This window comes from Pseudomonas sp. NPDC087690, assembly GCF_044743175.1.
Classification (GTDB): Bacteria; Pseudomonadota; Gammaproteobacteria; order Pseudomonadales; family Pseudomonadaceae; genus Aquipseudomonas.
The window spans coordinates 24,010-50,074 of record NZ_JBIUVX010000010.1 but is presented as its reverse complement, the minus strand read 5'-3'; the positions used below and the strand labels follow the sequence as shown (position 1 = coordinate 50,074).

Annotated in this window: 24 protein-coding genes; 10 read left to right on the top strand and 14 right to left on the bottom strand. The window is 60.7% G+C overall.

Features of this window, described 5'->3' with window-relative positions:
• Window positions 1-74: 74 nt before the first annotated feature.
• Entirely contained in the window at window positions 75-1,514 is a 1,440-nt protein-coding gene (gene hydA / locus ACIPIZ_RS13380; RefSeq protein WP_401165656.1) for a dihydropyrimidinase, read from the bottom strand.
• 626 nt (window positions 1,515-2,140) lie between these two features.
• On the opposite strand from hydA, the gene ACIPIZ_RS13375 reads away from it, so the two are divergent.
• Together ACIPIZ_RS13375 and ACIPIZ_RS13370 are read left to right on the top strand one after the other, a co-directional pair.
• Complete coding sequence (locus ACIPIZ_RS13375) at window positions 2,141-3,625, top strand: NCS1 family nucleobase:cation symporter-1 (RefSeq protein WP_105709145.1); 1,485 nt, start codon at window positions 2,141-2,143, stop codon at window positions 3,623-3,625.
• Between the two features lie 136 nt (window positions 3,626-3,761).
• The gene (locus ACIPIZ_RS13370; protein WP_401165654.1) at window positions 3,762-5,045 is read left to right on the top strand and encodes a Zn-dependent hydrolase; all 1,284 of its coding nucleotides are present in this window, start codon (window positions 3,762-3,764) and stop codon (window positions 5,043-5,045) included.
• 133 nt (window positions 5,046-5,178) lie between these two features.
• Here the strand turns inward: ACIPIZ_RS13370 and ACIPIZ_RS13365 are convergent, their stop codons facing one another.
• From ACIPIZ_RS13365 to ACIPIZ_RS13325, 9 genes are all read right to left on the bottom strand, one after another.
• Complete coding sequence (locus tag ACIPIZ_RS13365) at window positions 5,179-5,388, bottom strand: hypothetical protein (protein ID WP_064390561.1); 210 nt, start codon at window positions 5,386-5,388, stop codon at window positions 5,179-5,181.
• Between the two features lie 205 nt (window positions 5,389-5,593).
• Window positions 5,594-6,982: an amidohydrolase family protein gene (locus ACIPIZ_RS13360; RefSeq protein ID WP_401165652.1), complete on the bottom strand. Its 1,389-nt coding sequence runs from the start codon at window positions 6,980-6,982 to the stop codon at window positions 5,594-5,596.
• A gap of 13 nt (window positions 6,983-6,995) precedes the next feature.
• Entirely contained in the window at window positions 6,996-8,363 is a 1,368-nt protein-coding gene (locus ACIPIZ_RS13355; RefSeq protein WP_401165650.1) for a nucleobase:cation symporter-2 family protein, read from the bottom strand.
• A 228-nt stretch (window positions 8,364-8,591) separates the two neighbouring features.
• On the bottom strand, window positions 8,592-9,653 hold the full coding sequence (locus ACIPIZ_RS13350) for a CobW family GTP-binding protein (RefSeq protein ID WP_401165648.1): 1,062 nt from the start codon (window positions 9,651-9,653) through the stop codon (window positions 8,592-8,594).
• 104 nt (window positions 9,654-9,757) lie between these two features.
• Window positions 9,758-10,381 (bottom strand): UbiX family flavin prenyltransferase, encoded by a 624-nt coding sequence (locus ACIPIZ_RS13345; protein ID WP_122854554.1) that lies wholly within the window; start codon window positions 10,379-10,381, stop codon window positions 9,758-9,760.
• Window positions 10,378-11,763 (bottom strand): UbiD family decarboxylase, encoded by a 1,386-nt coding sequence (locus tag ACIPIZ_RS13340; protein ID WP_401165646.1) that lies wholly within the window; start codon window positions 11,761-11,763, stop codon window positions 10,378-10,380. Before ACIPIZ_RS13340 ends, ACIPIZ_RS13345 begins: the two co-directional genes overlap by 4 nt.
• Before the next feature lie 246 nt (window positions 11,764-12,009).
• Window positions 12,010-12,915, bottom strand: a complete 906-nt coding sequence (locus ACIPIZ_RS13335; protein ID WP_064390555.1) for an amidohydrolase family protein — start codon at window positions 12,913-12,915, stop codon at window positions 12,010-12,012.
• 4 nt (window positions 12,916-12,919) lie between these two features.
• Window positions 12,920-13,849 (bottom strand): amidohydrolase family protein, encoded by a 930-nt coding sequence (locus ACIPIZ_RS13330; protein WP_008081962.1) that lies wholly within the window; start codon window positions 13,847-13,849, stop codon window positions 12,920-12,922.
• A 406-nt stretch (window positions 13,850-14,255) separates the two neighbouring features.
• Complete coding sequence (locus tag ACIPIZ_RS13325; RefSeq protein WP_401165643.1) at window positions 14,256-15,161, bottom strand: LysR substrate-binding domain-containing protein; 906 nt, start codon at window positions 15,159-15,161, stop codon at window positions 14,256-14,258.
• Window positions 15,162-15,279: 118 nt separating this feature from the next.
• On the opposite strand from ACIPIZ_RS13325, the gene ACIPIZ_RS13320 reads away from it, so the two are divergent.
• From ACIPIZ_RS13320 to ACIPIZ_RS13290, 7 genes are all read left to right on the top strand, one after another.
• Window positions 15,280-15,744 (top strand): (2Fe-2S)-binding protein, encoded by a 465-nt coding sequence (locus ACIPIZ_RS13320; RefSeq protein WP_064119992.1) that lies wholly within the window; start codon window positions 15,280-15,282, stop codon window positions 15,742-15,744.
• Window positions 15,744-17,957, top strand: coding sequence for a molybdopterin cofactor-binding domain-containing protein (locus ACIPIZ_RS13315; protein WP_401165641.1), 2,214 nt, complete (start codon window positions 15,744-15,746; stop codon window positions 17,955-17,957). The genes ACIPIZ_RS13320 and ACIPIZ_RS13315 overlap by 1 nt, the downstream gene beginning before the upstream one ends.
• A gap of 6 nt (window positions 17,958-17,963) precedes the next feature.
• Window positions 17,964-18,854 (top strand): LysR substrate-binding domain-containing protein, encoded by an 891-nt coding sequence (locus ACIPIZ_RS13310; RefSeq protein ID WP_064390552.1) that lies wholly within the window; start codon window positions 17,964-17,966, stop codon window positions 18,852-18,854.
• A gap of 197 nt (window positions 18,855-19,051) precedes the next feature.
• Window positions 19,052-20,548, top strand: a complete 1,497-nt coding sequence (locus tag ACIPIZ_RS13305) for a helix-turn-helix transcriptional regulator (RefSeq protein ID WP_064390551.1) — start codon at window positions 19,052-19,054, stop codon at window positions 20,546-20,548.
• A 137-nt stretch (window positions 20,549-20,685) separates the two neighbouring features.
• The gene (locus ACIPIZ_RS13300; RefSeq protein ID WP_064390550.1) at window positions 20,686-20,943 is read left to right on the top strand and encodes a DUF1652 domain-containing protein; all 258 of its coding nucleotides are present in this window, start codon (window positions 20,686-20,688) and stop codon (window positions 20,941-20,943) included.
• Between the two features lie 177 nt (window positions 20,944-21,120).
• Window positions 21,121-21,333, top strand: a complete 213-nt coding sequence (locus tag ACIPIZ_RS13295) for a hypothetical protein (protein WP_146117574.1) — start codon at window positions 21,121-21,123, stop codon at window positions 21,331-21,333.
• Window positions 21,334-21,368: 35 nt separating this feature from the next.
• Window positions 21,369-21,512, top strand: a complete 144-nt coding sequence (locus tag ACIPIZ_RS13290) for a hypothetical protein (protein WP_177430999.1) — start codon at window positions 21,369-21,371, stop codon at window positions 21,510-21,512.
• Window positions 21,513-21,515: 3 nt separating this feature from the next.
• Here ACIPIZ_RS13290 and ACIPIZ_RS13285 read toward each other — a convergent pair whose 3' ends face one another.
• From ACIPIZ_RS13285 to ACIPIZ_RS13275, 3 genes are all read right to left on the bottom strand, one after another.
• Window positions 21,516-22,622, bottom strand: a complete 1,107-nt coding sequence (locus ACIPIZ_RS13285) for a Gfo/Idh/MocA family protein (protein ID WP_105709158.1) — start codon at window positions 22,620-22,622, stop codon at window positions 21,516-21,518.
• A 218-nt stretch (window positions 22,623-22,840) separates the two neighbouring features.
• Entirely contained in the window at window positions 22,841-23,608 is a 768-nt protein-coding gene (locus ACIPIZ_RS13280) for an SDR family oxidoreductase (protein WP_253482979.1), read from the bottom strand.
• Between the two features lie 23 nt (window positions 23,609-23,631).
• A complete protein-coding gene (locus ACIPIZ_RS13275) occupies window positions 23,632-24,699 on the bottom strand; it encodes a phosphotransferase family protein (protein WP_116031230.1) in 1,068 nt (355 codons plus the stop codon).
• Window positions 24,700-24,889: 190 nt separating this feature from the next.
• On the opposite strand from ACIPIZ_RS13275, the gene ACIPIZ_RS13270 reads away from it, so the two are divergent.
• Window positions 24,890-25,285: a DUF4280 domain-containing protein gene (locus ACIPIZ_RS13270; RefSeq protein ID WP_064390546.1), complete on the top strand. Its 396-nt coding sequence runs from the start codon at window positions 24,890-24,892 to the stop codon at window positions 25,283-25,285.
• A 233-nt stretch (window positions 25,286-25,518) separates the two neighbouring features.
• Here the strand turns inward: ACIPIZ_RS13270 and ACIPIZ_RS13265 are convergent, their stop codons facing one another.
• Window positions 25,519-26,061, bottom strand: a complete 543-nt coding sequence (locus ACIPIZ_RS13265; RefSeq protein ID WP_064390545.1) for a toxin-antitoxin system YwqK family antitoxin — start codon at window positions 26,059-26,061, stop codon at window positions 25,519-25,521.
• Between the last annotated feature and the right edge of the window lie 4 nt (window positions 26,062-26,065).

Here is a 26,065-nt window from a genome sequence, read left to right as displayed (position 1 = left end):
AGGCTCACTCCTACATTTGGAATGCGTACACCTGTAGGAGTGAGCCTGCTCGCGATGAGGCCGAAGGCCTCGCTTCAGCGTTTCACGGCAGTGGGCCGGTGCATCTCAGCCCGCTTGCTCAGCAAATCAAACACCGCCGGATACGCCGGCCGTTCGATATACCGCCCGGCACCGCGCTCGGCGCGCAGGTCGCCATCGGCCCAGACCACGCGGCCCTGGCTGACGGTATGGCTCGGCACGCCGCGTACGGTCTTGCCTTCGAAGATGTTGAAGTCCACCTGCTGATGGTGGGTCTTGGCGGAAATGGTGCGCGTACCCTGCGGATCCCACAGCACCAGATCGGCATCGGCGCCAACGCGAATCGCACCTTTGCGCGGATAGAGATTGAAGATTTTCGCGGTGTTGGTGGAGGTAAGCGCGACGAAATCCTGCATCGACAAACGCCCGGAGTTAACCCCCTCATCCCAAAGCAACGCCATGCGGTCTTCAATGCCGGCGGTGCCGTTGGGAATTTTGCTGAAGTCATCACGGCCGGCGGCTTTTTGCTCGGCGCAGAAGCAGCAATGGTCAGTCGCGGTGGTGTGCAGATTGCCGTTTTGCAGACCGTGCCACAGCGCTTCCTGATGACCGCGCGGGCGGAACGGCGGGCTCATCACGTAACCGGCAGCGGTCTGCCAGTCCGGGTGTTGGTAGACGCTGTCGTCGAGCAGCAAATGCCCGGCGAGCACTTCGCCATACACCGGTTGGCCCTTGCTGCGCGCATAGGTGATTTCGTCGAGGGCTTCTTTCGTTGAGACGTGCACCAGGTACAACGGCGTGCCAATGGTTTCAGCGATGCGAATCGCCCGGCTAGCCGCTTCACCTTCAACCTGCGATGGCCGCGACAGCGGATGCGCTTCGGGCCCGGTGATGCCTTGGGCCATCAACTTGCGTTGCAGGTGATAGACCAGCTCGCCGTTTTCCGCATGCACGGTCGGCACTGCGCCGAGTTCCAGGCAACGTTCGAAGCTCGCCACCAGCGTGTCGTCGGCGGCCATGATCGCGTTCTTGTAGGCCATGAAGTGCTTGAAGCTGTTGATCCCGTGATGGCTGACCAGCTCGGCCATTTCCTCACGCACCTGCTCGCTCCACCAGGTGATCGCGACGTGGAAGCCATAGTCGGACGCGGATTTTTCTGCCCAGCCACGCCACTGATGAAACGCTTCCATCAACGACTGCTGCGGATTGGGAATCACAAAGTCGATGATTGATGTGGTGCCACCGGCCAGTCCCGCCGCCGTGCCACTGTAAAAATCTTCACTGGCCACAGTGCCCATGAACGGAAGCTGCATGTGGGTGTGCGGATCGATGCCGCCGGGCATCAGGTATTGGCCACTGCCGTCGAGCACTTCGGCGCCGGCGGGAATATCCAGGTTTTCACCGATGGCTTTGATCACGCCGTCGGCGCAATAGACGTCGGCGCGATAACTTTCATCATGGGTAACAACGGTGGCGCCACGGATCAACAGAGACATTCCGAGTTCCTCGCAGGCATTGACCGACTTGTGTCGGTTCTAGATGTTTTATTGGTGTACAGCGTTACAGGTTGTATTCCTGTCAGCGCTGTCAGGAATAGAAGCTAGTCGCAGATTTGCAATAGATCAAGAATATTTTTTATAAGCTTATTACTCTTTTAACTGATTGAAAGTATTAGATAAAACCGTTGAATCACCAAAATGGTGAGGCCGTTCACCATTTTGACGCACTTGACAGGATGGAAATATGAGCAAGATTTTGTATGTGAAATCAGCCGCTTGAAGTTGAGCTGCGGCTGCTCGCGCACATTGAAAATAAATGCAGTGCACCAGATTGAGTCCTGACAGTTCGAACAACTTGCCCGACGTTTAGCCTGAGCGTTCAGACAAGTTTTCGCGGACTCCCAAGGTGAATAATTAAAACTGATGAATATCAGAAAGTTGCAAAGCGTTTGCAGTACCGCCCGATGCGAAAGCGGGGCACCCGGCACGTTTATTGATGCCGCCGCTGACACCATGGCCGGTGCACGAAAGTTGTCAGTTCCTCCGGCCATCGTCCGGTTTGCACCTGCGAGTGCCAGCCGCCTGATGAGCAAAAAAATAATCAGAAGAACAGTGGAGCGGCCATGCAACAGAACAGATCGCAAGTGACCGAGCGCGACGGCTTGTTCGAACTCGAAGCCGGCAGCGATGTCCTCGACAGTCCCCGTTACAACCACGACATGGCACCGACCAAGGTGCGCGAACGAACCTGGAACAAATGGCACATCACCGCGCTGTGGGTCGGCATGTCGATCTGTGTGCCGACCTATACCCTCGGCGGCGTGCTCACCGCGTACTTCGGCTTGACCGTCGGCGAAGCGCTGCTGGCGATTCTGTTCGCCAACGTCATTGTGCTGATTCCGCTCACGCTGAACGCCTTTCCCGGGACCAAGTACGGCATTCCGTTCCCGGTGCTGCTGCGTTCATCGTTCGGCATTCTCGGCTCCAACGTGCCGTGCCTGATTCGCGCGTTGGTCGCGTGTGGCTGGTTCGGCATTCAGACGATGTTTGGCGGGTTGGCGATCCACCTGTTTCTCGGCTCGGTGTTCGAGGGCTGGAAATCCCTCGGTGGCACCGGGGAGGTGATCGGCTTCATGGTGTTCTGGGCGCTGAACCTGTGGGTGGTGATTCGCGGTGCCGAGTCGATCAAGTGGCTGGAAACCTTGTCGGCGCCGTTGCTGGTAGCGGTCGGCATCGGTCTGCTGGTGTGGGCGATGCCCAATGTGTCGATGACTGAACTGCTGGCGATCCCGCCAAAACGTCCGGAAGGCGCCAGTGTGGTGAGTTACTTTGCCGCCGGGTTGACGGCGATGGTCGGTTTCTGGGCGACGTTGTCGCTGAACATTCCCGACTTCAGTCGTTACGCCAAGAGCCAGAAGGATCAGATCCTCGGACAGATTTTCGGCCTGCCGCTGACCATGTTTCTGTTCGCTTCGCTGGGCGTAATCATGACTGCGGCGTCGGTGAAACTGGTCGGCGTGACGGTGTCTGATCCGGTCAGTCTGATCGGCCATATCCAGAGCCCGGTGTGGGTCGCGGTGGCGATGGCATTGATCATCATCGCCACGTTGTCGACCAACACCGCCGCGAACATTGTCTCGCCGACCAACGACTTTCAGAACATCGCGCCCAAAGTGATCAACCGCACCAAAGCGGTGTTGCTGACCGGGTTGGTCGGGCTGTTGCTGATGGGCCATGAGTTGCTGAAAAAGCTTGGTTTGATTGTCTCCGATGTCAGCCTGGAAACCGTTTATTCCAATTGGCTGCTCGGGTATTCAAGCCTGCTCGGACCGATCGCCGGGATCATGGTGGTGGATTACTTCTTGATCAAGAAACAGCAACTGGACCTGGCTGGGCTGTACCGCGATGACGTCTATCCGGCGTGGAACTGGGCGGGGTTTCTTGCGTTCGGGGTGCCGGTTGTACTGACCTTGTTGTCGCTGGGCAGCGATGCGTTCAGCTGGTTCTACAGCTATGGCTGGTTCACCGGCTCGGCGCTGGGCGGGATTATTTATTACGGGTTGTGCGTGATGCGTGCGCAGCCCTCTGCCGTGAAAACAGCGGTGTAAGTCATGATCGTTCCCACGCTCTGCGTGGGAATGCAGCACGGGACGCTCTGCGTCCCAACAGCGGACGCAGAGCGTCCATGGATGAGTGCCCACGCAGAGCGTGGGAACTATCGGTATCAGCACTGAGGAGATCCCCATGAACGCAGCCGTAGACGTTCTGCAATCGACCCATCAGCACATCAACCGCGACCGCTTATGGGCGTCGCTCATGGAGCTGGCCAAACTCGGCGCCACGGTCAAGGGCGGGGTCTGTCGTCTGGCCCTGACCGATCTCGACCGCCAGGCCCGCGACCTGTTTGTGCAATGGTGCAAGGACGCCGGATGCAGCGTCACGGTCGATGAAGTCGGCAACATCTTCGCCCGTCGCCCGGGGCGCAATCCCGACCTGCCGCCAGTGATGACCGGCAGCCACATCGACACCCAACCCACCGGCGGCAAGTTCGACGGCTGCTTCGGTGTACTCGCCGGTGTCGAGGTGCTGCGTACCCTCAACGACCTCAAGGTGGAAACCGAAGCGCCACTGGAGGTGGTGGTCTGGACCAACGAAGAAGGCTCGCGCTTTGCGCCGTGCATGATGGGCTCCGGCGTGTTTGCTGAAAAATTCACCCTCGAAGAAACCCTCGCCAAGGTCGATGCCGAGGGCGTCACGGTCGGCGAAGCGCTGAACGCCATCGGCTACGCCGGTTCGCGCAAGGTCAGCGGACATAAAGTTGGCGCTTACTTCGAAGCGCACATAGAACAAGGCCCGATCCTCGAAGACGAGCAGAAAACCATCGGCGTGGTGCTCGGCGCGCTGGGGCAGAAGTGGTTCGACCTCAAGCTGCGCGGCGTCGAGGCTCATGCCGGACCAACCCCGATGCACCTGCGCAAAGATGCCTTGGTCGGCGCCTCGGTTGTCGTCGGCGCCGTCAACCGCGCAGCCCTCGGCCATCAACCGCACGCCTGCGGCACGGTCGGTTGCCTGCAAGCCTATCCCGGCTCGCGCAACGTCATCCCCGGCGAAGTGCGCATGACCCTCGACTTCCGGCATCTGGAACCGGCGCGGCTGAATTCGATGATCGCCGAGGTCAAACAAGTCATTGAAGCGACCTGTGAGGAACATGGACTGACTTATGAACTGACACCTACCGCCGACTTCCCGCCGCTGTACTTCGAAAAAGGCTGCGTGGAAGCGGTACGCGGCGCGGCCAAGGGCCTGGGCCTGTCGCACATGGACATCGTCAGCGGCGCCGGTCACGACGCAATCTTCCTCGCCGAACTTGGTCCAGCGGGGATGATATTCGTGCCATGCGAAGGCGGCATCAGCCACAACGAAATCGAGAATGCCGCGCCGGATGATCTGGCGGCGGGGTGCGCGGTGTTGTTGCGGGCGATGCTGGCGGCGTCGGCGGCGGTGGCAGCCGGACAGCGTGCTGCCTGAAGACACGGCATAATCTGTGGGAGCTGGCTTGCCAGCGATGGCGGTGGATCAGTCGACTCTGTATCAACTGAAAATCCGTTATCGCTGGCAAGCCAGCTCCCACAGGATTCATTTACTCAGGTGAGTGAGGCGATCAGCCGGAACGGTCGTTTTTGCTTGCGGCACTCGTGCGCCGGTCATTGCCATTCGGATTGCCGATATCCAGCAACCGTCTTTCCACCAGCACATTCTCCAACGCCTGACGCTCAAACGGCGCCATTTGGTGTTCGCGCTTTTTCAGCTCCAGCAGAATGGGGCTGGACCAGGTGCGATAGGTCTGTTCGATCGTGCGACGCGACGTCATCAGTCTCTCCTTGATCAAGAGCCCTGGGGCTCAGTCCGATGAGGGAGTAACGTTAGTCGACAAACCCGGAAGGCGCGAATACACCGCGATCCCCTGTAGGAGTGAGCCTGCTCGCGATAGCGGTCTGTCAGCCACGTTAACTCTGACTGATACACCGCTATCGCGAGCAGGCTCACTCCTACAAGGGTTTTGTGGTGGGTTTTGATCAGTCGTCGACGTTCATCAATTGCTGCACGCCTTCCCACGCTTCGGCGCGCATGCGTTCGATGTCCAGGCCCGGAATCACGCCGTTGTCGACGACGATCCGGCCGCCCACCAGGCTGTATTTCACCGTGATCGGTTCGCCCGCGACCACAGGCGCGACGGCGCTGTCGTGGAAGCCATAGAACCGAGGATGATCGAGGCTGTAGACCACCAGGTCCGCCGCTTGCCCGACTTCCAGCGTGCCGACGGCGCCAAGCCCCAGCACCTGCGCGCCGCCCGCCGTGCCCCAGTGAATGACGTCTTCAGCAGTGGTCGCCGAGGCGCCTTGTTCGGCGCGATGGATCAGCCATGCGGTGTTGGCTTCGCCGACCATGCTTCCGGATTCGTTGGAGGCGACACCGTCGACACCGAGGGAGATCGGCACGCCGGCCTCGTACATTTGTGGGATCGGCGCGACGCCGCTGCCCAGCCGGGCGTTGCTCACCGGGCAGTGGGACACGCCGGTGCCGGTCTGCGCGAGCATGCGGATTTCTCCCGGTTGCAGGTGTACGGCGTGGGCGAACCAGACGTCGGGGCCGAGCCATTCGTGTTCGGCGACGAATTCCACCGGCAGGCAGTTGTATTTTTCCCGGCAGAAATTCACGTAGTTCTGCGTTTCCGACAGGTGCGTGTGCAGGCGCAGGCCGAGGCCGCGCGCGGTATGGGCGAGTTCGCGCAGCAGGGTTGGCGGCAAGGAAAACGTCGGTGTGGTCGGGGCGACGACCACGCGGCGCATCGCGTCTGGGGTGTTCTGGTGATACAGCGATTTCAGCCGTTCGATATCGCCGACCATTTGTTCGAGGCTTTCTGGTTGCAGCGCAGTTTTCGAGAAGCCGGGATGCGCGCTGGCCGACTCCAGCGCGCCGCCACGGCACAGCACAAAGCGCAGGCCAAATTCATCGGCCATGTCGAACAGCAAGTCGCCGGTCTCGGTGCTGCCGTGGGCGTGGTAGAGGTAGTGGTGATCGGCGCAGGTGGTGACGCCGGACAGCAGCAACTCGACCATGCCCAGGCGTGCGGCGATCCGCGCCAGTTGTGGGGTGAAGCGGTTGAGGCGCGGGTAGGGCACGCTCGCCAGCCAGCCTTGCAGATCCTGATTCAGTCCTTCGGGCACGGCTTTGAGCAGGTTCTGGAACAGGTGATGGTGGGTGTTGATCCAGCCTGGATAGACCACGCTGTTGCGCGCGTCGATCAGCCGTTCGCCGGGTTGTGGTTCAAGGTTCGCGGCCATTTCAGCGATGCGACCGTTGACCACGCGAATGTCCACGGCGCCGGCCCGCGCGCGAGGGCCGCGCAGGCCGGTCATCACCGCGACCGGGTTCTTGATCAGGATGTTCTGAAGTTGAGTCATGGGCAGCTCCAAACTAAAGGATGTGCGAGGCGGATTTGCTGGCGGTGGTTTGCGCCACGCTGACGCCATTCAGCGCGGCATTGAGCAGCACCGACACCAGGCAAGCGATAACCACGCTGCTGTGCAGGAACGGCTGCGACCACTCGGGAAGTTGCTTGAACAAGGTGGGGGCGAGCACCGGCACCAGCGCGGCGGCGAGGGTGAAACCGACGATCATCACGTTGTAGCGATTGCGCTCGTAATCGACTTTGGCGAGGGTTTGAATGCCCGCCGCCGCGACCACGCCGAACATGGCAATACCGGCACCACCGAGGGCGGCGGTCGGCATCGAGGCGATGATCGCGCCGGCCTTCGGCACCAAGGCAATCGAGCACATCAGCAAGCCGCTGACCGCGACCACCCAACGGCTGCGCACGCCGGTAAGAATCACCAGGCCGACGTTTTCCATGAAGGCGATAAACGGGAATGCGGCGAACATGCCGGCGATGGTGCTGGCCAGGCCATTGGCGCGCAGGCCGTTGATCACCTGTTTGTCTTCCGCCGGTTTTTCGACGATATCGCCGATGGCCACAAACAGCCCCATCGATTCGACCATCTGCACGATCATCACCACGACCATGGTCGCGATGGGAATCAGGCTGAAAGTCGGCAGCCCGAAATAGAACGGGTAGGGCACGGTCAGCCACGGCGCTTCTTCGACGCTGTGAAAACTGCCCATGCCCAGACCGTAGGCCAGAGCGGCACCGATCAACATGCCGATCAGCACCGCCATATTGCGCAGCAACGGGCTGCCGTAGCGGTTGACCAGCAGAATCGTCAGCAACACCACCACCGCGACGCCGAGAAACGTCGGGGCGCCGAAGTTGCTCGCATTGCGCCCGCCACCGACCCATTCATAAGCAATCGGGAACAGCTGCAAGCCGATCACCGTGACGATGCAACCGGTCACCACCGGCGGAAAAAATCGCCGCAATCGACCGACGAACGGCGCCATCAGCATGGTGAACAATCCTGCGCCGATGACCGCGCCGCAGACCCCGGCGAATCCCACTTCCGGGTTGCTGCCGATGGCGATCACAGGTCCCACGCTACTGAACGCCACGCCTTGCAGAATCGGCAGACGCACGCCGAATTTCCAGAAGCCGACGGTTTGCAGAAGGGTGGCGATGCCTGAGCAGAACAGCGTGGTGCTGATCAGCACCACCGTGTCGGCGTGGGACATTTTCAGGGCGCTGGCGACAATCAACGGCACGGCGATGGCGCCGATGTACGAGACGGCCATGTGCTGCAGGCCGAGGGTGAGCATCTGTCGCACCGGCAAAACGCGGTCGACGGGGTGCACGGTGGATGCGCTTTTTGATGGGGATGTGGCTGACGACATGGGGAAACACCTCTGGCTGTTTTTATGCGGTAGAGAGGGGTATTCGTCTGATGCCTGCTGCAGATCCCCTGTAGGAGTGAGCCTGCTCGCGATAGCGGTGAATCAGTCACCATCATTGCTCAATGACACACCGCTATCGCGAACAGGCTCACTCCTACAGGTTTTGTGGCATCAGTCATTCGTACACATGTGCCCGAAGCCGCCATCCACCGGCTCCGATGCCTTGTTTCAGCCTGCCAGGCAGGCGGCGAAGCCCTGGTTCAGCGCCGCGCGGTCCAGGTCGCGACCAATGAACACGATCTTGCTCGAGCGCGGTTCCGTGCCCCACGCGGTCGAGGCGCGAAATTCCACCAGGCTGTGCACGCCTTGCAGCACGTAGCGCTGATCTTCGTTGGCGACCGCGAGCACGCCTTTCATGCGGTACAGGTTGTCGGCCTGGGAAGAACGCAGTTCGCTGACCCAGCGGTGGAACGCCATCAGGTTGACCGCGCCGTCCACGGCGATGCCCACCGATGACACGCTTGGGTCGTGTTGGTGGTCCTGCTCTTCAGTAGAGTGCTCAGCGTGATGCTCATGGTCGTGATCATGGTGATCGTGCTGATCCGCGCCGATTTCCATCAGTTTCTGCGTGCATTCAAACGCGCCGATGCCGAGGATTTTCGTCAGGTCGATCTGCGCATGGGTCGAGGTCACCAGATCCGCCGTGGCGTTCAAGCCACGGATCTTGCCGCGCAGGGTTTCAACTTCTGCAGGGCTGACCAGATCGACCTTGTTGATGACGATCCGGTCGGCGCAAACAATCTGATCCACCGCCTGATTGTCGACGCCGTCGAGTTGCAGATCCTCCAGATGCTGGGCGATGTGTTTGGCGTCGACCATGGTCACGATCGCGTCGAGTTCCACTTCCTCGGCAATCGGGTCATTGATGAAAAAGCTCTGCGCCACCGGGTAAGGATCGGCCAGACCGCTGGTCTCGATGAGGATGTGATCGAGGCGCACCGGGCGCGCCACCAGTTCGCGGACGATGCGTACCAAGTCCTCGCGAACCTCGGCGGTGCAGCACACGCAGCCGTTGACCATCTCGTAGATTTCTTCGGTCTCGGAACTGAGGACGAGGTCGCCGTCAATGCCGACTTCACCGAATTCGTTTTCGATCACGGCGATTTTACGACCGTGGTTTTCCTTGAGGATGTAGTTGAGCAGGGTGGTTTTACCGGCACCGAGGAAACCGGTGAGGATGGTCACGGGGATTTTGGTGTTGCGGGTTGGGGCGTTGAAGGGGGTGTTCATGGTGAGGCTCCTTTGTACTGTTTAACCGGTGCACACTGAATTCGGGTGGTGCTGCTTTTCTGTAGGCCTTCGCCTGCTCGCGATAGCGGTGTATCAACTGAGATTTACTTCACTGACACTCCGCTATCGCGAGCAGGCTCACTCCTACAGGGAACTATGTGTTCTTGATCTCTCCAGCGGGTGGCGACGCCGGCATCGAGGCCGAACAGGTCGAGCACGCGGCCGAGGCTGTGGTCGACCATTTGCCCGAGGCTTTCCGGGCGGGCGTAGAACGCCGGTACCGGCGGGGCGATGATCCCGCCCATCTCGGTAACGGCGGTCATGTTGCGCAGGTGCGCGAGGGTCAGCGGCGTTTCGCGGGCCATCAGCACCAGGGTGCGGCGCTCCTTGAGCGTGACGTCGGCGGCGCGGCCGATCAGCCCTGATGAGGTGCCGGTGGCAATCTCTGCCAATGTGCGCATCGAACACGGCGCCACCACCATGCCGAGGCAGCGAAACGATCCGCTGGCGATCCCGGCGGCGACGTCATCGGCGCGGTGGTAGTGGCTGGCCAGCGCGGTGACGTCGGCGAGTTTGTAGTCGGTTTCGTGGGCCATGGTCAGCAGCGCCGCGCGGCTGATGATCAGGTGGCTTTCGATGTCCAGCTCGGCGAGCAATTGCAGCAAGCGCACGCCATAGATGAAGCCGGACGCACCGCTGATGCCGACCACCAGCCGTTGCCGGTTCACGAATCAAGCCCTTTGAGCAAAACCCGGGCGCGCTCCAGTACATCCTGATCGAGCTGCGCCTTGATCCCGTCAAATCCTGAACCGCGAGTCGCATCCAGGCCCATCCGCGACGTCGTGCCATTGACCGACGACGATGGATCCAGCGGACTCCCGGGCAAACCATCAATGGTGAAAATATCCAGGTGCGGCTGAAAGTGCGTGGCCAGCGCCCACAACACCTGGCTGTCATCGCTGATGTCGATATCGCTGTCCACCGCGATCACGGTTTTCAGATACGGATCCCAGCCGAGCAAGGCCAGCATGATCTGCCGCGCCTCGCCGTCACGGCTCTGATCCAGCGCCACATAGCAGTGAAAATGCGTGCCGGAATTCGGGTAATGCACGGCGGTGACGGCGGGGAAACGCGCCTTGAGTTTTTCGCTCATCTCGGCTTCGCGGGGCAGGCGGGCGAGGGTCAGGTGTTCGGCGTAGCGGCCGCCCATCACGTCAACCAGCCAGGCATCTTTGCGCTTTAACAGGGTGTCAACGCGCAGCACATTGTTGGTCGAGCGATCCGAGGAATAACCGCTGAACTCGCCGAACGGACCTTCTTCGGCGTAGGCCGCCGGGTCGATGGCGCCCTCTAAAACAAACTCCGCGTACGCCGGTACACCGATGCCGTAGCGCGGGGTTTTCACCAGCTCCAGCGGCGCCCCGAACAGGCCGCCAGCGACGGCGCGTTCATCGCTGCCGTACGGCAGGCGTGCAGCGGCGGCGAGCATGAACAGCGGATGCGCACCGACCACCATGGCCACGCGCAATTCTTCGCCACGTTCGCGGGCGGTCTGCAGCATCCGCCACAGGTGACCGCGTGAATGCAGGCTGGTGGCGAGGGCCTGACGGGCGTGGCGCATCGAGCGGTGGTAGCTCATGTTGGCCATGCCGGTCAGCGGGTCTTCGGCAACGATGACCGCGTTGGTGATGTACGGACCGCGATCACTGTCGAAATGCTTGAGCATCGGCAGCAGCGCGAGATCCAGCGCTTCGCCTTCGAAGACTTCATCAAGGATCGGACCGGTCTCCACATAACGCGGTGCGATGGGCTGGTTGGCGCGGGTCTGGAAGGTTTCGTGCAGTTGCGCCGGAGTGACGCCAAACAACCGGGCGATGCGGGTGCGGGAGGCGAACAGATTGGTCGCCACCGGTACGCCGAGGTTGCCAACGTTTTCGCAGATCAGCAGCGGATCGCGGCCCTGAGCGGCGAGGGCGTCGACCAGGGCGGTGACGTCCTGGTCGGCGGAAATCGGTTGGGTGACGGTCAGCACATCGTCCGGGTACTCACGGCGATAGGCGTCGATGAACACGTGAAAGTCCTGAGAATCGCCGAGCGTCGAACGGGTCATGGTGTCACCTCGTAAAAAGCAGGCACGCAGGGGGGAGAGGCGTTCGCGCGGCCAGCCGTTGGCCTGCCGGGCGAGCGAAACGCCGGGTCATCTTCGTGCCTGTAAAGTCGCTGTGTGCTCTGTGTTGAACACCGCTCCCCCGTAGGAGTGAGCCTGCTCGCGATAGCGGTGTGTCAGTCACTATCACCGCTAAATGACACACCGCTATCGCGAGCAGGCTCACTCCTACAATGAGATTGGCGTTAGCTAGAGATAAGTGGTGGTCAGGCGAATGTCGGCCTCGGCCAGATCTTTGGGGGGTGGTGTCGGTTCGATCCCGCACAACCGGGCGATGTTATTGCCCAGGTAATCCTCGAGATGATCCTCATCAATCCCCAAACCCTGCGGTGCCGGTGAGCACAACACCTCAAGTTCCCTCAGCCACATCCCCGGCTCATTCGGCGGTGAATCGGTGCCGAACACGATCTTGTTGCGCGGCAGTTCCTTGGCGAACTCGACGATCCGCGACTGGAAGCACCAGCCCGATTCGCAGTACACGTTCGGCGTGTCCATCGCCATCCAGAACGCTTCGAACGAGTAGTTGCCGCCGGTCTGGATACCGAAGTGGCCGATGATGAAATTGACCATCGGGAACTCGCGGATGATCGGGTAGAACATCGTCGGAATGGTGTACGGGCCGTCGCCGGTGTGGATCAGCACGACGATGTTGTACTTGGCGCAGACCTTCATCGCCGGACGCAGCCAGTCGAGCGCGCGATCCGGGCGATAGCCGTGCATGTTGGCGTGCAGCTTGAGCATCTTGAAGCCGTATTCCTTGATGTGGAATTCCAGCTCCGCCGCACCGTTTTCCGGTCCCCAGCGCGGGTTGAAGTTGAAGTTGCCGATGAAGCGATCCGGGTACTTCACACAGAGTTCGGCGATGTACGACATGTAGTCGCGCACGCCCTCGCGGCCGCGGCGGTTGCCGTCGCGATAGCCGGTGTTGCCCGGTGGCGGCTGGATGAAACCCATGTCGATGCGGCGAGGTTTGCCGTTGATCATGTACGGGCCGTCCATCAGCTTGAGCATGCGCTCGCCGGTGAATGGTTCGCCAGTGTGGCGCCAGGCCTCGTCGACCAGGTTGGTGGGGTGCAGATGGGTGTCGATGATCATCGGTTCAGCTCCTGGCCAATTGAGTGGTGACGGGACGCTTGAGTTGCGCCTCTGCTTCGGAAACGGAACGCGGTGGCGGCGTTGGCTCGAGACCGATCATCCGCGCGGTGTTGTTGCCCAGGTAGTCTTCGAGGGTGTCCTCGTCAAGGTTCAAGCCTTGTGGCGGCTCGTGACAGAGCACTTCGAGCAGGCGCAACCACATGCCCGGTTCGTTCGGGGGCGTGTCGGTGCCGAAGAGAATTTTGTGCGTCGGCAGAACCTTGGCGAATTCGACGATCCGCGATTGCAGGCACCAGCCGGATTCGCAGTAGACGTTGGGCAATTCCATCGCCCATTGCATCGGTTCAAACACGTAGACGCCGCCGGTCTGCACGCCGAAGTGGGCCATGATGAAATTGACGTTGGGGAATTCCTTGATCATCGGCACCCATTCCGACGGGATGCTGTAAGGCCCGTCGCCGGTGTGCAGCTTGACCGGAATGCCCAGCTCGGCGCATTTCTCGAAACATGGGCGCACCCAGTCGAGTGCGCGGTCAGGACGGTAGGCATGCATGTTGGCCTGCATCTGCACCATGCCGAAACCGTGTTCCTTGACGTAGCGCTCGATTGCCTCGACGCCGTTTTCCACACCGCAGCGCGGGTTGTAGACGAAGCAGCCGATGAAGCGGTCCGGGTAGGTCTGGACCATTTTCAGGGTGTAGGCCATGTAGGCGTCGATGGATTCACGGCCGGTCAGGTCGCCGTCGGTCCAGGTGTAAATCGTGTTGCCTTGCGGTGGCTGGATGAAGGCTTTGTCGATACGGCGCGGCTTGCCGTTGACCATGTACGGGCCATCCATCATCTCCAGCAGACGCTCGCCGGTGAACGGGTCACCGTCATGCCTCCAGGCGAGGTCCACGAGATCCGTGGGATAGCAGCTGATATCGATGATCATTGCAGTCGATCTCCTGATAGCGGGGAAGGGAGCCTTGCGGCTCTCGGCATCCACGTCCCGGGCAATCGGCCGTTGCTATGCGCAGGATTCGCGCATTCCCTCGCCTGTTCGCATCCGGCCCGGGTGGGTGGCTGCTGAGGGCGAGTATTGGAAAGGGGGGAGGGGTTCGTACAATATTAATTGGGCGGGGTGGTGATATGCGTTCGATATGGGCAGATCAGGAGCTACCCTCACCCCAGCCCTCTCCCGGAGGGAGAGGGGGCCGACCGAGGTGTTTTTCGCGATGCATCGACCTGAAAGTTCGAGTCGATTATGGATTCAAAGCTGATCTCTCAAGTCGGCGTAAGTCGTCAATATCCCACGATCAGTCCCCTCTACCTTTGGGCGGTCCGACGTTTCGGGAGGGCTAGGGTGAGGGCTGGATTTCAAGTGTCCGCAGGGCCAACAGTTTGATCGCTTCAACCACCGGCGCCACACGCTCCGCCTGCCCAGGCGGCCACACCGCGTAAAGGTTGTAATGCGCGGCAATCTGCGCCTCGTTCAGCGCCACCAAGCGCCCACTGCGCAGCGCATCAGCCGCCAGTAATCCACGCACCAACCCTGCGCCAACGCCAGCTTCTGCAGCGGCGATAAGGTTGGCCGCGTTATCAAAAATCACCCGCGCCGGTGGTTCGCTCGGGGTCATGCCGGCGGCATCCAGCCACGGAATCCATGAACGCCGCGTATACCCCAACAACGGTAATTGGAGAATCTGCGCCGGGCTCAACGGCACCTGCAAACCATAGCGTTCCAGCAGATCAGGCGAAGCCACGGCCAGCACCCGATCGCCACAAATCTGCGTCATCTCGCAGTCGTCCCAATCGCCATAGCCATAGCGCAACGCCAGATCCACGCGCTCGAACGTGCTGCGATCACTGCGCGGCATCGACAGCAGCGTCACCTCGTAATCCGGCAGCCCGTCGAGCAACTGCGGCAGGCGCGGATTGAGCCAGCTCTGGGCTAGTTCGCTGTCGACATCGAGCGTCAACCGTTGCGCGACGCTGCGGTTTTTCACCGACGAGATCGCCCGATCAATCTGCGCCAGACCGTCCGACAAGACACTGGCAAACAACTGCCCGGCATCGGTCAGGTTGCTGCCGCCACCTTCACGTACGAACAGCGGCTGGCCGATGAAATCTTCCAGCGCACGAATCTGCTGGCTGATCGCGCTGTGGGTCAGATCGAGTTTGCGCGCAGCGCTGGAGAAACTGCCGCTGCGCGCGGCGTGGATAAACGCGCTCATGGACTGCACCGACGGGTATCGCTTGTACATGTTGTTAGTCCTGCTTACAGCGGTTGGCAGAAATCGTCGCTGGCCGGGTGTTGCTCAGGGTTCCAATAATCGGTCACCAGGCCCGCACAAAGACGGGCCGCTCTTTTGGAGCCTGACAATGATTGCATTCACGGTTAACGGCGAACGACGCGAGCTGGATGAAGCGTCCTCCTCCATGCCCTTGTTATGGGTACTGCGTGATCAACTGAAACTCACCGGCACCAAGTTCGGTTGCGGCATGGGCCTGTGCGGTGCCTGCACCGTGCACCTGGACGGCGTTGCGGTGCGTTCCTGCCAATTGCCGGCGGCCGCCGTCGCGGGCCACAGCATCACCACCATCGAAGGCTTGTCGCCAACGCAAAACCATCCGTTGCAACTGGCCTGGGTCGCCGAAGATGTGCCGCAATGCGGCTACTGTCAATCCGGACAGATCATGTCCGCCGCCGCGCTGCTCAACACCGGTGCGGCGGTGACCGACGATTCGATCCGCAATGCGATGTCCGGAAATATCTGCCGCTGCGGCACTTACGGACGTATCAACAAAGCGATCAAACGTGCGGCGAATGCGCCGAAGGAGGCGTGATGAGCCCCATTGACGACAGCCGCATTGAACTGCCGCGGCGGGTTTTTCTCAAGCAAGCGGCGACCATCGCTTCAGGTTTGGCAATTGCCCTGTATCTGCCGAGCGCAATAGCGGCGACTGACCCGAAAGCCCCGGCTCCGGCCAGCGAGTTCGAACCGAATGCCTGGGTGCGGATCTTTCCCGACGGCACGGTGAAACTGGTGGTGCACAAGCACGATTCCGGCACTGGCACGCAAACGGCATTGGCCGCGTGCGTGGCGGAAGAGCTGGATGTCAACCCGCTGACCGTGCAGGTGATCACCCCGGAAGATCCGTTCTTCGAAACCTACATTCATCCGGTCTGGAAAGTCTTCTCCACCGGCGGCAGCACCAGCGTTTCTCTGGAATACGATCGCCTGCGCATGGCCGGCGCCACGGCGCGGGCGCTATTGATCACCGCTGCCGCGAAACAGTGGAAAGTCAGCCCCGACAGTTGCACCACCGAGGAAGGTCGAGTGATGCACACGGCGAGCAAACGTAGCCTCGGTTACGCCGAACTGGTCGGCGTCGCGGCGAATCTGCCCGCCCCGACCAACGTCACGCTGAAGGATCCGGCGCAGTTCAAATACATCGGCAAGCTGCGCCACAAACGTGATGCGGCGGCCAAGGTGTGCGGGCGTTTCAAGTACAGCATCGACGTGCAATTGCCGGGCATGCTGGTGGCGGTGATCCTGCGTGCGCCGGTGGTCGGGGCGAAGGTTGTCAGCGTCGATTCGGCGGCGGCCCTGCAAGTGCCGGGCGTGCGTAAAGTGCTGGCGATTCCGGGCCGCCCCGATGTGCTCGGCGGCAATCTGGAAGGCGTCGCGGTACTGGCGGACACGTTCTGGGCCGCGCAGCAGGGCCGCAAAGCGCTGGAGATCCAGTGGAGTGACTCGCCGCTGGCCGGGTTCGACAGCGAGCAGCTATTCAGCGCTCAAGCCAAGGCCATCGGCGATCCGCAAGCACAAACCGTCAAAGCCATGACCCAAGGTGATGTCGCCGGGCAATGGGCGGGCGCGGCGCAGCTGATCGAAGCCGATTACACCATGCCCTACAAGGTGCAAAACCCGCTGGAACCGATCTGCATCACCGCGCAGGTCAAGGACAAGGCGATCACTTATTGGGGCGGCGTGCAGGTGCCGTCCTCGGCGCTGGAAGCGGCGCAAACCGTGTGCGGGATCGACAAGGCCAACGTGACCATTCATGAGTTGGTCTCCGGCGGCAGTTTCGGTGCGCGGGAGGCCAAATACTGGTTGTTTGAAGTCGCGTATCTGGCGCAGAAAACCGGCGTGCCGGTGAAACTGCTCAACAGCCGTGAAGATGAAATGCACGCGCTGTTCTATCATCCGGCGACGCTGCATCGGGTCAAAGGCGCGCTCGACGCCCAAGGCAAACTCAGCGCGCTGCAACTGCACGCGGTGTCGCCGGCCTCGCCGGAGCAGTGGGAGCCGGGGTACTTCGAACGTCCAGACAAGATGGATTACAGCACCACCGAAGCGATCACCGCGTGGGACTTCGCCTATCGCCCGCCGCATCTGCAGCTGAATTGGGTCAAGCACGAAAGCAACGTGCCAAGCGGTTGGTATCGTTCGGTGAGCTTTATCCCCAACGTGTTTGCCGTCGAGAGCTTCATGGATGAGCTGGCGCATGCGGCCGGTGCAGATCCATTGGCGTTCAGGCTGGCCAACATGCAGGAAAGACCCCGCCATGTGGCGGTACTCAAACAAGCCGCCGAACGTGCCGGTTGGGGTAAACCATTGCCGCCGGGCACAGCGCTGGGGATCGCGACCAATCAGGGCTACACCAGTTTCATCGCGGTGGTCGCGCGCGTGGCGACGGTTGACGGCAAGCCGAAAGTCGAGAAGCTCACCTGCGTGGTCGATTGCGGTTTGGCGGTGTCGCCCGGCGGCGTTGAAGAGCAGATCTACGGCGGTTTGATGTGGGGTTTCGGCCACGCGTTGTTCGATCGGCTCGATATCAAGCAGGGCCGGGTGGTGCAGAGCAATTTCCACGACTATCGCGTCACGCGCATGTCCGACATGCCGGCCACCGACATCCTCGTGCTCGACGGTGAGCCGAGCAAACCCGGTGGTGTCGGCGAATTGGGCAGCCCTTCGGTGGTGCCGGCCATCGCCAATGCGTTGTTCGCGCTGACCGGCGTGCGCCAGCGTTCGACACCGCTGAGTCTGGGGTAAGCCGCCATGGACTTGCGTCTGCTCCGCTACTTCATGGCGTTGGCCGATGAGCTGCACTTCGGTCGAGCCGCCGAACGCCTGCACATCTGCCAGCCACCGCTGAGCCAGCAGATTCGTTTGCTGGAGGAAGAACTCGGCACGCCGCTGTTCGAGCGCAGCCATCATCGGGTTGAACTGACCGCAGCGGGGCAGATGCTCAAGGAGCAGGCGCCGCTGGTGTTCGAACAGCTCGAACGGGCGCTGGACCTGACGCGACAGACCGGGCGCGGGCAATTGGGCGAGCTGGAAATCGGCATGATCAGTTCGGTGATGGTCGGCGTGCTGCCCAAGGCCTTGCACCTGTTTCGAGAGCGCTATCCGCAGGTCAACTGGCGCTTGCATGAGATGACCCCGGCAGCGCAGGTCAAGGCGTTGAAGGAGAAACGTATCGATGCCTGCGTGTTTCGCGTCGGCTATGACGACCCGTTGTTACGCAATGAGTTGCTGATCTACGAGCCAATTCATGTGGTGATGCCGACGGACCATCCGCTGGCGCAGCGCGAGGTGCTGGCCCCGGCGGATCTGGCGCAGGAGCCGTTTGTGGCGCTGGAATTGAAGCAGTCGCGGTTCGCCAATTTTCTCTATCAGTGCTGCATTCAGGCCGGGTTCACGCCGCAGATCCGTCAGCAGGTGATCGAGGTACAGACCTTGCTCAGCCTGGTGCGCGCCGGGTTTGGCGTGGCGCTGTTGCCGGCGTCCATCGAGCAATTGGCGCCGGCGGGGCTGGTTTTTCGGCGGCTGACGCCGGCGTTGCCGGAGGTGCCGTTGTATGCCACTTATCGCGCCGACGATGCTTCGCCAGTGCTCAAGCTGTTTCTTGACACGCTACGGGAACTCAAGACGCAAAATTCGAACTGAAATCCAATCCCTTGTAGGAGTGAGCCTGCTCGCGATAGCGATGTGTCATTCAACGGCTCTGCTGGCTGACACACCGCTATCGCGAGCAGGCTCACTCCTACAAAGGGATTTGTGCCGTTGCGAACATTTATGCTCGGCACGATCAGAGGGCGCTGCGGTCGTACTCTTCACATGGGCGTATCACTTGTGGAGATCCAATGAGCCAGGAAGTCCTGACCACCGAAACCAACCGCCGCCAGTTGCAGCAGATCATCGCCGGGCTGTCCGACGGGGTGATTCTGCTGGAGCTGGATCAGAGCATTCTCTGGGCCAACGAAGCCGCGCTGTCCATGCACGGTGTCGGCCGGATCACCGATCTGGGCCACAATGCCGACGAATACGCCAAGAAATTCAACTTGCGCTATCGCAATAATCACTCGATCACCGCCGAAAACTACCCGATCAGCCGGGTAGCGCGCTGTGAGAGTTTCAATGACGTACTGATCGAAGTGTCGCCGACCGATGATCCGGAACGTATCTGGGTGCACAGTGTGCGCAGCATGATCCTCACCGATCGCGAAGGGCAGCCCGAATCGCTGGTGCTGATCATGAGCGACGTCACCGACTGGGCCAACGCTGAGCAACGCTTCGAAAAGACTTTCAACGCCAACCCGGCGCCGGCGGTGATTTGCCGTCTCAGCGACCTGCGCTACATCAAGGTCAATCTCGGCTTTCTCGAAATGACCGGCTATACCCGCGAACAAGTGATCGGCACCTCGGCCTATGAGATCGACATCTTCGAACAGGCCGAGAAAAAGGATCTGGCGATTCAGCGTCTGCGCGATATCGCGACCATTCCGCAGATGCAGTCCGAATTGCGCCTGCCTGATGGCGGCAGCAAGCAAGTGATCGTGGCCGGCCAGCCGCTGACGCTCAACGATGAGGATTGCATGCTGTTTTCCTTCGTCGACATGGAGCCGAGGCACAAGGCCGAGGTGGCGCTGCGTCAGAGCGAGGAGCGTTTTGCCAAGGCCTTTCGCCTGACGCCGGTGCCGATCCTGATTTGCAGTGCCGATGAGCAGCAGGTGATCGACGTCAATCAGGCCTTTCTCGAAACTCTGGCCTACGACAGCGAAGACGTGCTCGGCAAAACCGTGACGCAGCTGGATTTCATCGATGACAGCGGTGCGCGCACGCGTTTGCTGACCGCTCTGGCGAAAAACGGTCGAGTGGATCGGGTGGATGTGCGGGTGCGCAAGAAGGATTCGGAACTGCTTGAGTGTGCGCTGTCGGCCGATACCGTGAATATTCAGGACACACCGTGTTATTTGCTGGTGTTGATGGACATCACCGAGCGCAAACGCACCGAGCTTGAACTGGTGGCGGCGATTGAAGAGGTGATGAAGGATGCTTCCTGGTTCAGTCGTACGCTGATCGAGAAGCTGGCCAATGTGAAGAAGGTCAATTCGCCGCAACTGCCAAGCGTGTCGTTCACCGATCTGACGGCGCGTGAGCGCGATGTGCTGGGGTTGATCTGTGAAGGGCTGGCGGACAAGGAGATCGCGGCGCGGCTGAAACTGGCGCCGAATACCGTGCGTAATCATGTGGCCACGGTGTATTCCAAGCTGGATGTGCATAGCCGCAGTGAGGCGATTGTCTGGGCGCGGGAGCGTGGTTTGTTTTCTGGGGAGCCGGGTGGCAAGGGGCAGCGATAGGGTGCAAATGCACTAGTTGATCTGGTGCAATTTGAGGTGTTGGTGTCGGGTGGCTGTTCTTAGTCTGTTGGGGTGCGGCGCGAGCCTTTTGAGGTTTGTGGTCGCGTCCCTTCGAAGTTGCTAAAGGAACCGCCGTAATGATGAATCTTGCGCAGTTACGCGCACAGCTTGAGCGCAGTTTTTCGCCGCTGGCATGTGAATGTCTGGTGGATGGTGATCATTCGCTGACCGTGAAGTTATATCACCCAGTGTCGGGGCAGGTGGATCTGGTGATCAGTGGGCTGAAACTCGATGCGCTGCGCACGCCGGAGTCGGTGGAGGCGTTGATCGACGAATTACGCTACGAGCTCGAAAGCAACTCCCTGCGCTCCTCACGGGACCCCGACCTGGCATAACCCGTGTACGCGCTGCCCGTGAAATCAGCGGCGTGCGTAAAATCGACAGCCCTGGCAGGCTGATCAGGCGTCTTTACTGGCGCTTGCGGTGACCTCGGCTATAAAGAATGAGTGGTCAGGTCTTGCGTGGCCGGTCGGGGCGCGCAAGTAGGTCTTCAATTTACCGCGGGTCGTCCTATGAACAATCCTGGGAATCGCGTGTTGCCGTTGGCTTTTTTTGCCGTGCTGCTGGCAGGCTGTGCCAGTCCGCCGCCACCGCCACCCGTCACGCCACCTCCACCGCCGGAACGTACTTGCCAGGTTCTCGAAAATACTGAGGTCGCCGGCGACATGTACGTCGACGGGCAAGTGACTCGACACATCACCACCACCCGTTGCGTCACTCAGTAACGTCGGCGGGGCAAAAGTCCCGGGTTGAGCGGATCGTGCTGATCGCCGATCTGCTCGGCACGGCAGTGTTTGCTGTGGCGGGGGCCATTGCGGCGTTGCTGGCAGGCGCAGCGTGTTTGCTGCTGCGCCTGTTGTCAGTGCATTTTGGCTGGCAGTTGCCGAAAGTCATGGGTGCCTGAAGCTTAAACTTCTTCGAGCCAGACCCAACGCCGCTCGTGTGCGGCGAGGCGAATTGCCGTGGCCAGACGCTCGACCGCCCAGGCCTGTTCGAAGTCGGTGCCACCCTGATGGGAGCCGGCCAGTGCCATCAATAGGTCATGTACCTCTAGCGTCTTCAGTTCGTTGTAGCCCAGTTGGTGGCCCGGGGCCGGGCTGAAGGCGGCGTAGCCCGGCAGGTCAGGACCGGCAAGCAGGCGCTGGAAGCCGTCTTGTCCGGCGCGGAACAGACGCAGTTCGTTCAAACGCTCCTGATCGAACGTCAGGGTGCCGCGCGTGCCGCTGATTTCAAAACTCAGGTGATTCTTGTAGCCATGTTTGAGCCAACTGCTGCTGAACGTGCCGCGTGCGCCGTTGGCGAAACGCAGCAAGGCATGTACCTGATCGTCGACGTTGATCGGTTTTTGCGTGGTCCCGGCCGGGCGTTGGGTATGCACGGTCTGGGTGTCGGCGCAGACGGCTTCGATGTCACCCAGCAGATAGCGCGCCATTGCCAGCAGGTGACTGCCGAGATCGGCCAATGCGCCGCCAGCATGGTCCGGGTCGCAGCGCCATGACCACGGCGAGTCGGGGTTGGCCATGAAGTCTTCGCTGAACTCGCCCTGAAAGCTGATGATCTCGCCGAGTTCGCCGTCGCGTATCAAGTCGTGCGCCAGGGTGATCATCGGATTGTGCTGATAGTTGTAGCCGACCCGGGTGACTACGCCGGCGTCTCTGGCGGCCTGGCACATCGCGCTGGCTTGTTCGAGATTCACCGCCAGGGGTTTTTCGCAGTACACCGCTTTGCCGGCAGCCAGGGCGGCCATGGCCATCGGGTAGTGCAGGTGATTAGGGGTAGTGATGGCGACCAGATTGACCTTGGGATCATCGATCAATTGTTGCCAGTCGCTATGATGGCCGGCAAAACCCCAGGCTTCGGCACAGTGGCGGGCACGCTGCGGGTCGGCGTCGGCGAGGGCGGCGAGGGTGAGTCTGAACGGCAGTTCGAACACTGCACTGACATTGCGAAACGCCAAGGCATGGGCACGCCCCATGAAACCTGTGCCGATGAGACCGATACCGAGTTCGCGCATAGCCGTCTTCCTTTGGATTTTTATTTTCAGGAAGGCTATTTATGGAATAAAAATTCCGTTAATGCAAATGTCAGAATAAATATTCAGGCCGTGCAGGGGCTGCCGAAGGCTGCAACCCTTGATCTTGTCTCTAACAACAAAATCAAAAGATCGCAGCCGTCGGCAGCTCCTGCATGGGTCAGTCGTGATCCGCGATCAGCACATGGGGTGGCAGGAGGTCAGGAGAGGAAACCGCCGTCCACGTTCAGCGCTACGCCGGTGGTGTAGCTCGATGCATCACTGGCCAGATACAACACGGCGCCAGCCATTTCACTCGGATCGGCCACGCGCTTGAGCGGGATCTGCGTCAGCGCCTGCTTGAGGATCGCATCGTTCTTTACCAGTGCCGAGGCGAATTTGGTGTCGGTCAGGCCCGGCAACAGGGCATTGCAACGGATGCCGAACTGCGCGCATTCCTTGGCGAAAACTTTGGTCATGTTGATTACCGCCGCTTTGGTCACCGAGTAGATGCCCTGGAAAATCCCCGGCGAAATGCCGTTGATCGACGCGACGTTGATGATGCTGCCGCCACCGTTTTCGCGCATCAGCTTGCCGGCTTCGACCGACATGAAGAAGTAGCCGCGAATGTTTACGTCAACGGTCTTCTGGAACGCGCTCAGGTCAGTATCCAGCACGTTGCAGAACTGTGGGTTGGTCGCGGCGTTGTTGACCAGAATGTCGAGGCGGCCGAACTGTTCCTTGATCCCGGCGAATACTTGGGCAATCTGCTCCATTTCACCGATGTGGCAAGCCACGGCTGTGGCTTTGCCGCCAGCAGCGACGATCGCGTCGGCAACGTGCTGGCAGCCATCGAGTTTGCGGCTCGAAACGATCACGTGGGCGCCTTGCTGGGCCAGCAGTTTGGCGATGGCTTCACCGATGCCACGGCTGGCGCCGGAAACGAAAGCGATTTTGCCGTCGAGGTCGAACAACTGGGTCTTGGACATAGGGGGTTCCTTGGTGTGGGCCGTCAGAGGCTCGATTTCGCGATGACTTGCAGGCTCATCTGCTCCAGCAGTTTGTTCATGTGAATGAACTGCGCGAAGCGTTTGTCCTGGGTCTGGCCGTGGTAGAAGCGGTAGTAGATCTGCTGCACGATGCCGGCCAGGCGGAACAGGCCGTAGGTGTAGTAGAAGTCGAAATTGTCGATCTGGATGCCCGAACGTTCGGCGTAGTAATCGACGAACTCGCGGCGGGTGAGCATGCCCGGCGCATGGCTCGGCTGGCGGCGCATCAGTTGCACCGGTGCCGGGTCATCGGCCTGAATCCAGTAGGCGAGGGTGTTGCCCAGATCCATCAACGGGTCGCCGAGGGTGGTCAGTTCCCAATCCAGAACACCAATGATCTGCATCGGATTCTGCGGATCGAGGATGACGTTGTCGAAGCGGTAGTCGTTGTGGACGATGCTCGAGGTCGGGTGGTCGGCCGGCATCTTGTCGTTGAGCCAGGCTTTGACCTTTTCCCAGTGTGGCGCGTCGGGGGTCAGGGCTTTTTCGTAGCGTTCGCTCCAGCCTTTGATCTGGCGCGCGACGTAGCCTTCCGGTTTGCCGAGGTCGCCGAGCCCGCAGGCGTTGTAATCGACGCGGTGCAGTTCAACGAAACGGTCGATGAAACTCTTGCACAGCGCTTCGGTCTTTGCCGAATCGAGGCCCAGTTCCGGCGGCAGCTCCGAGCGCAGGATGATGCCGTTGACCCGTTCCATCACATAGAACTCGGCGCCGATCACTGATTCGTCGGTGCAGTGCACATAAGCTTTCGGGCAATACGGGAAGCCGTCGCGCAATTGATTGAGGATGCGGAATTCGCGGCCCATGTCGTGGGCGGATTTGGCCTTGTGGCCGAACGGCGGACGGCGCAGAACGAATTCCTGCTCCGGGTATTCCAGCAGGTAGGTCAGGTTCGACGCACCGCCGGGAAACTGGCTGATCGCAGGTGTGCCGCTGAGGCCCGGAATGTGCGCCTTGAGGTACGGATCGATCAGGCTGGCATCGAGTTCTTCGCCGGAGCGGATACGGGTGGACTGGTCAGTAAGCGCCATGCTTATCCCTTCTGCTTATTTTGGAGGCCAGACATCATTGGCTAATCTAATGGTGCGCTCGGGCGGTCACAAGCGCGGGGCGGTCTTATAGGTTAGCGTGTTGCCGGATAATCACCTTTGAGAATGTGCGCGAAGGGCCGCGGCAGACTAAGGTTTAGCGGGTATGCCATGGTCGAAAAGGAGCTTTGAAATGGGCTGCCCACAAGTCTGTGCCTCGGCCACGCTGCAGTGCAGCTTCGGCGCTGCGCCGTCGATGCTCAACGTGTTGCCGGTCAACCGCACGCTGACCGGCGGGATGCCGGCGGCGAACATCATGGATCACATCCCGCTGGTCAACATCTTGCCGTTCGGCGTGTGCATGAGCCTGGCCAATCCGATGGTCGCTGCTGCGACGGCTGCTGCGCTCGGGGTGTTGACGCCGATGCCGTGCATCCCGGCGACGGCCACGCCTTGGATTCCTGGCGGGGCGCCGACGTTGTTGCTGGGCGGGATGCCGGCGATCGATGCCAACTCGACGTTGATGTGCAACTGGGCGGGGGTGATCAAGATTGTGGTGCCGGGGCAGATGCAGATGCTCATCCCTTGAGTTTTGTGCTCGGCGTGAAATCCAAACCCCTCACCCCAGCCCTCTCCCAGGGGGAGAGGGAGCCGATTGGGGGATATTGATGAGCTACGCCGACGTGAAAATCTAGCTGTGAATCCATAATCGACTCGGTCTTGCAGGTCGATGTATGAAGCAAGACAGCTCGGTCGGTCCCCTCTCCCTCTGGGCGGTCCGACGTTTCGGGAGGGCTAGGGTGAGGGGCTCTTCCGGGGTTTTCAGGCCTGCTGCGGATCCGCCCACTGCCGATACCACCAGCGCACCCGCGAAATCGGCTTGCCATCGGCGCCCAGCGGCCGCCCGTCCTCGGCATAGCCTTGCTCCGGTTCCATCAATTGCCCGTTCAGATAACGCGCTTCCACCGCCGGTTTGCCATTTGGATGAAAGCGCTGATAACGCCCCTCACGTACGCCATCGCGATAAAACTCCGCCTCCGCCACTTGCCCATCCGCGAAGTAATTGAACGCTTCGCCATGCAGCAAGCCTCGCCGATACGTCGCCTTGCGCTGTAAAAAACCCTCGGGTGCGTAAAAACTCGCGACCCCTTGCAGCTTGTCGTGCACAAACGGCATTTGCGCCGAGACCTTGCCATTGGGGTGATACAGCAGTGACGTGCCCTGCAGCTCGCCCTCGCGGTAATGCAGATCGGCCTGCTTGCGCCCGTCATCCTTGATGTTCAGCGGTCCATCAAGCTGGCCGTCCTGCAAACGGCCCTTGAGCTGCTTGTCAGCCTGCTGCAGATCCAGCGGTGTGATTGCCATGGCT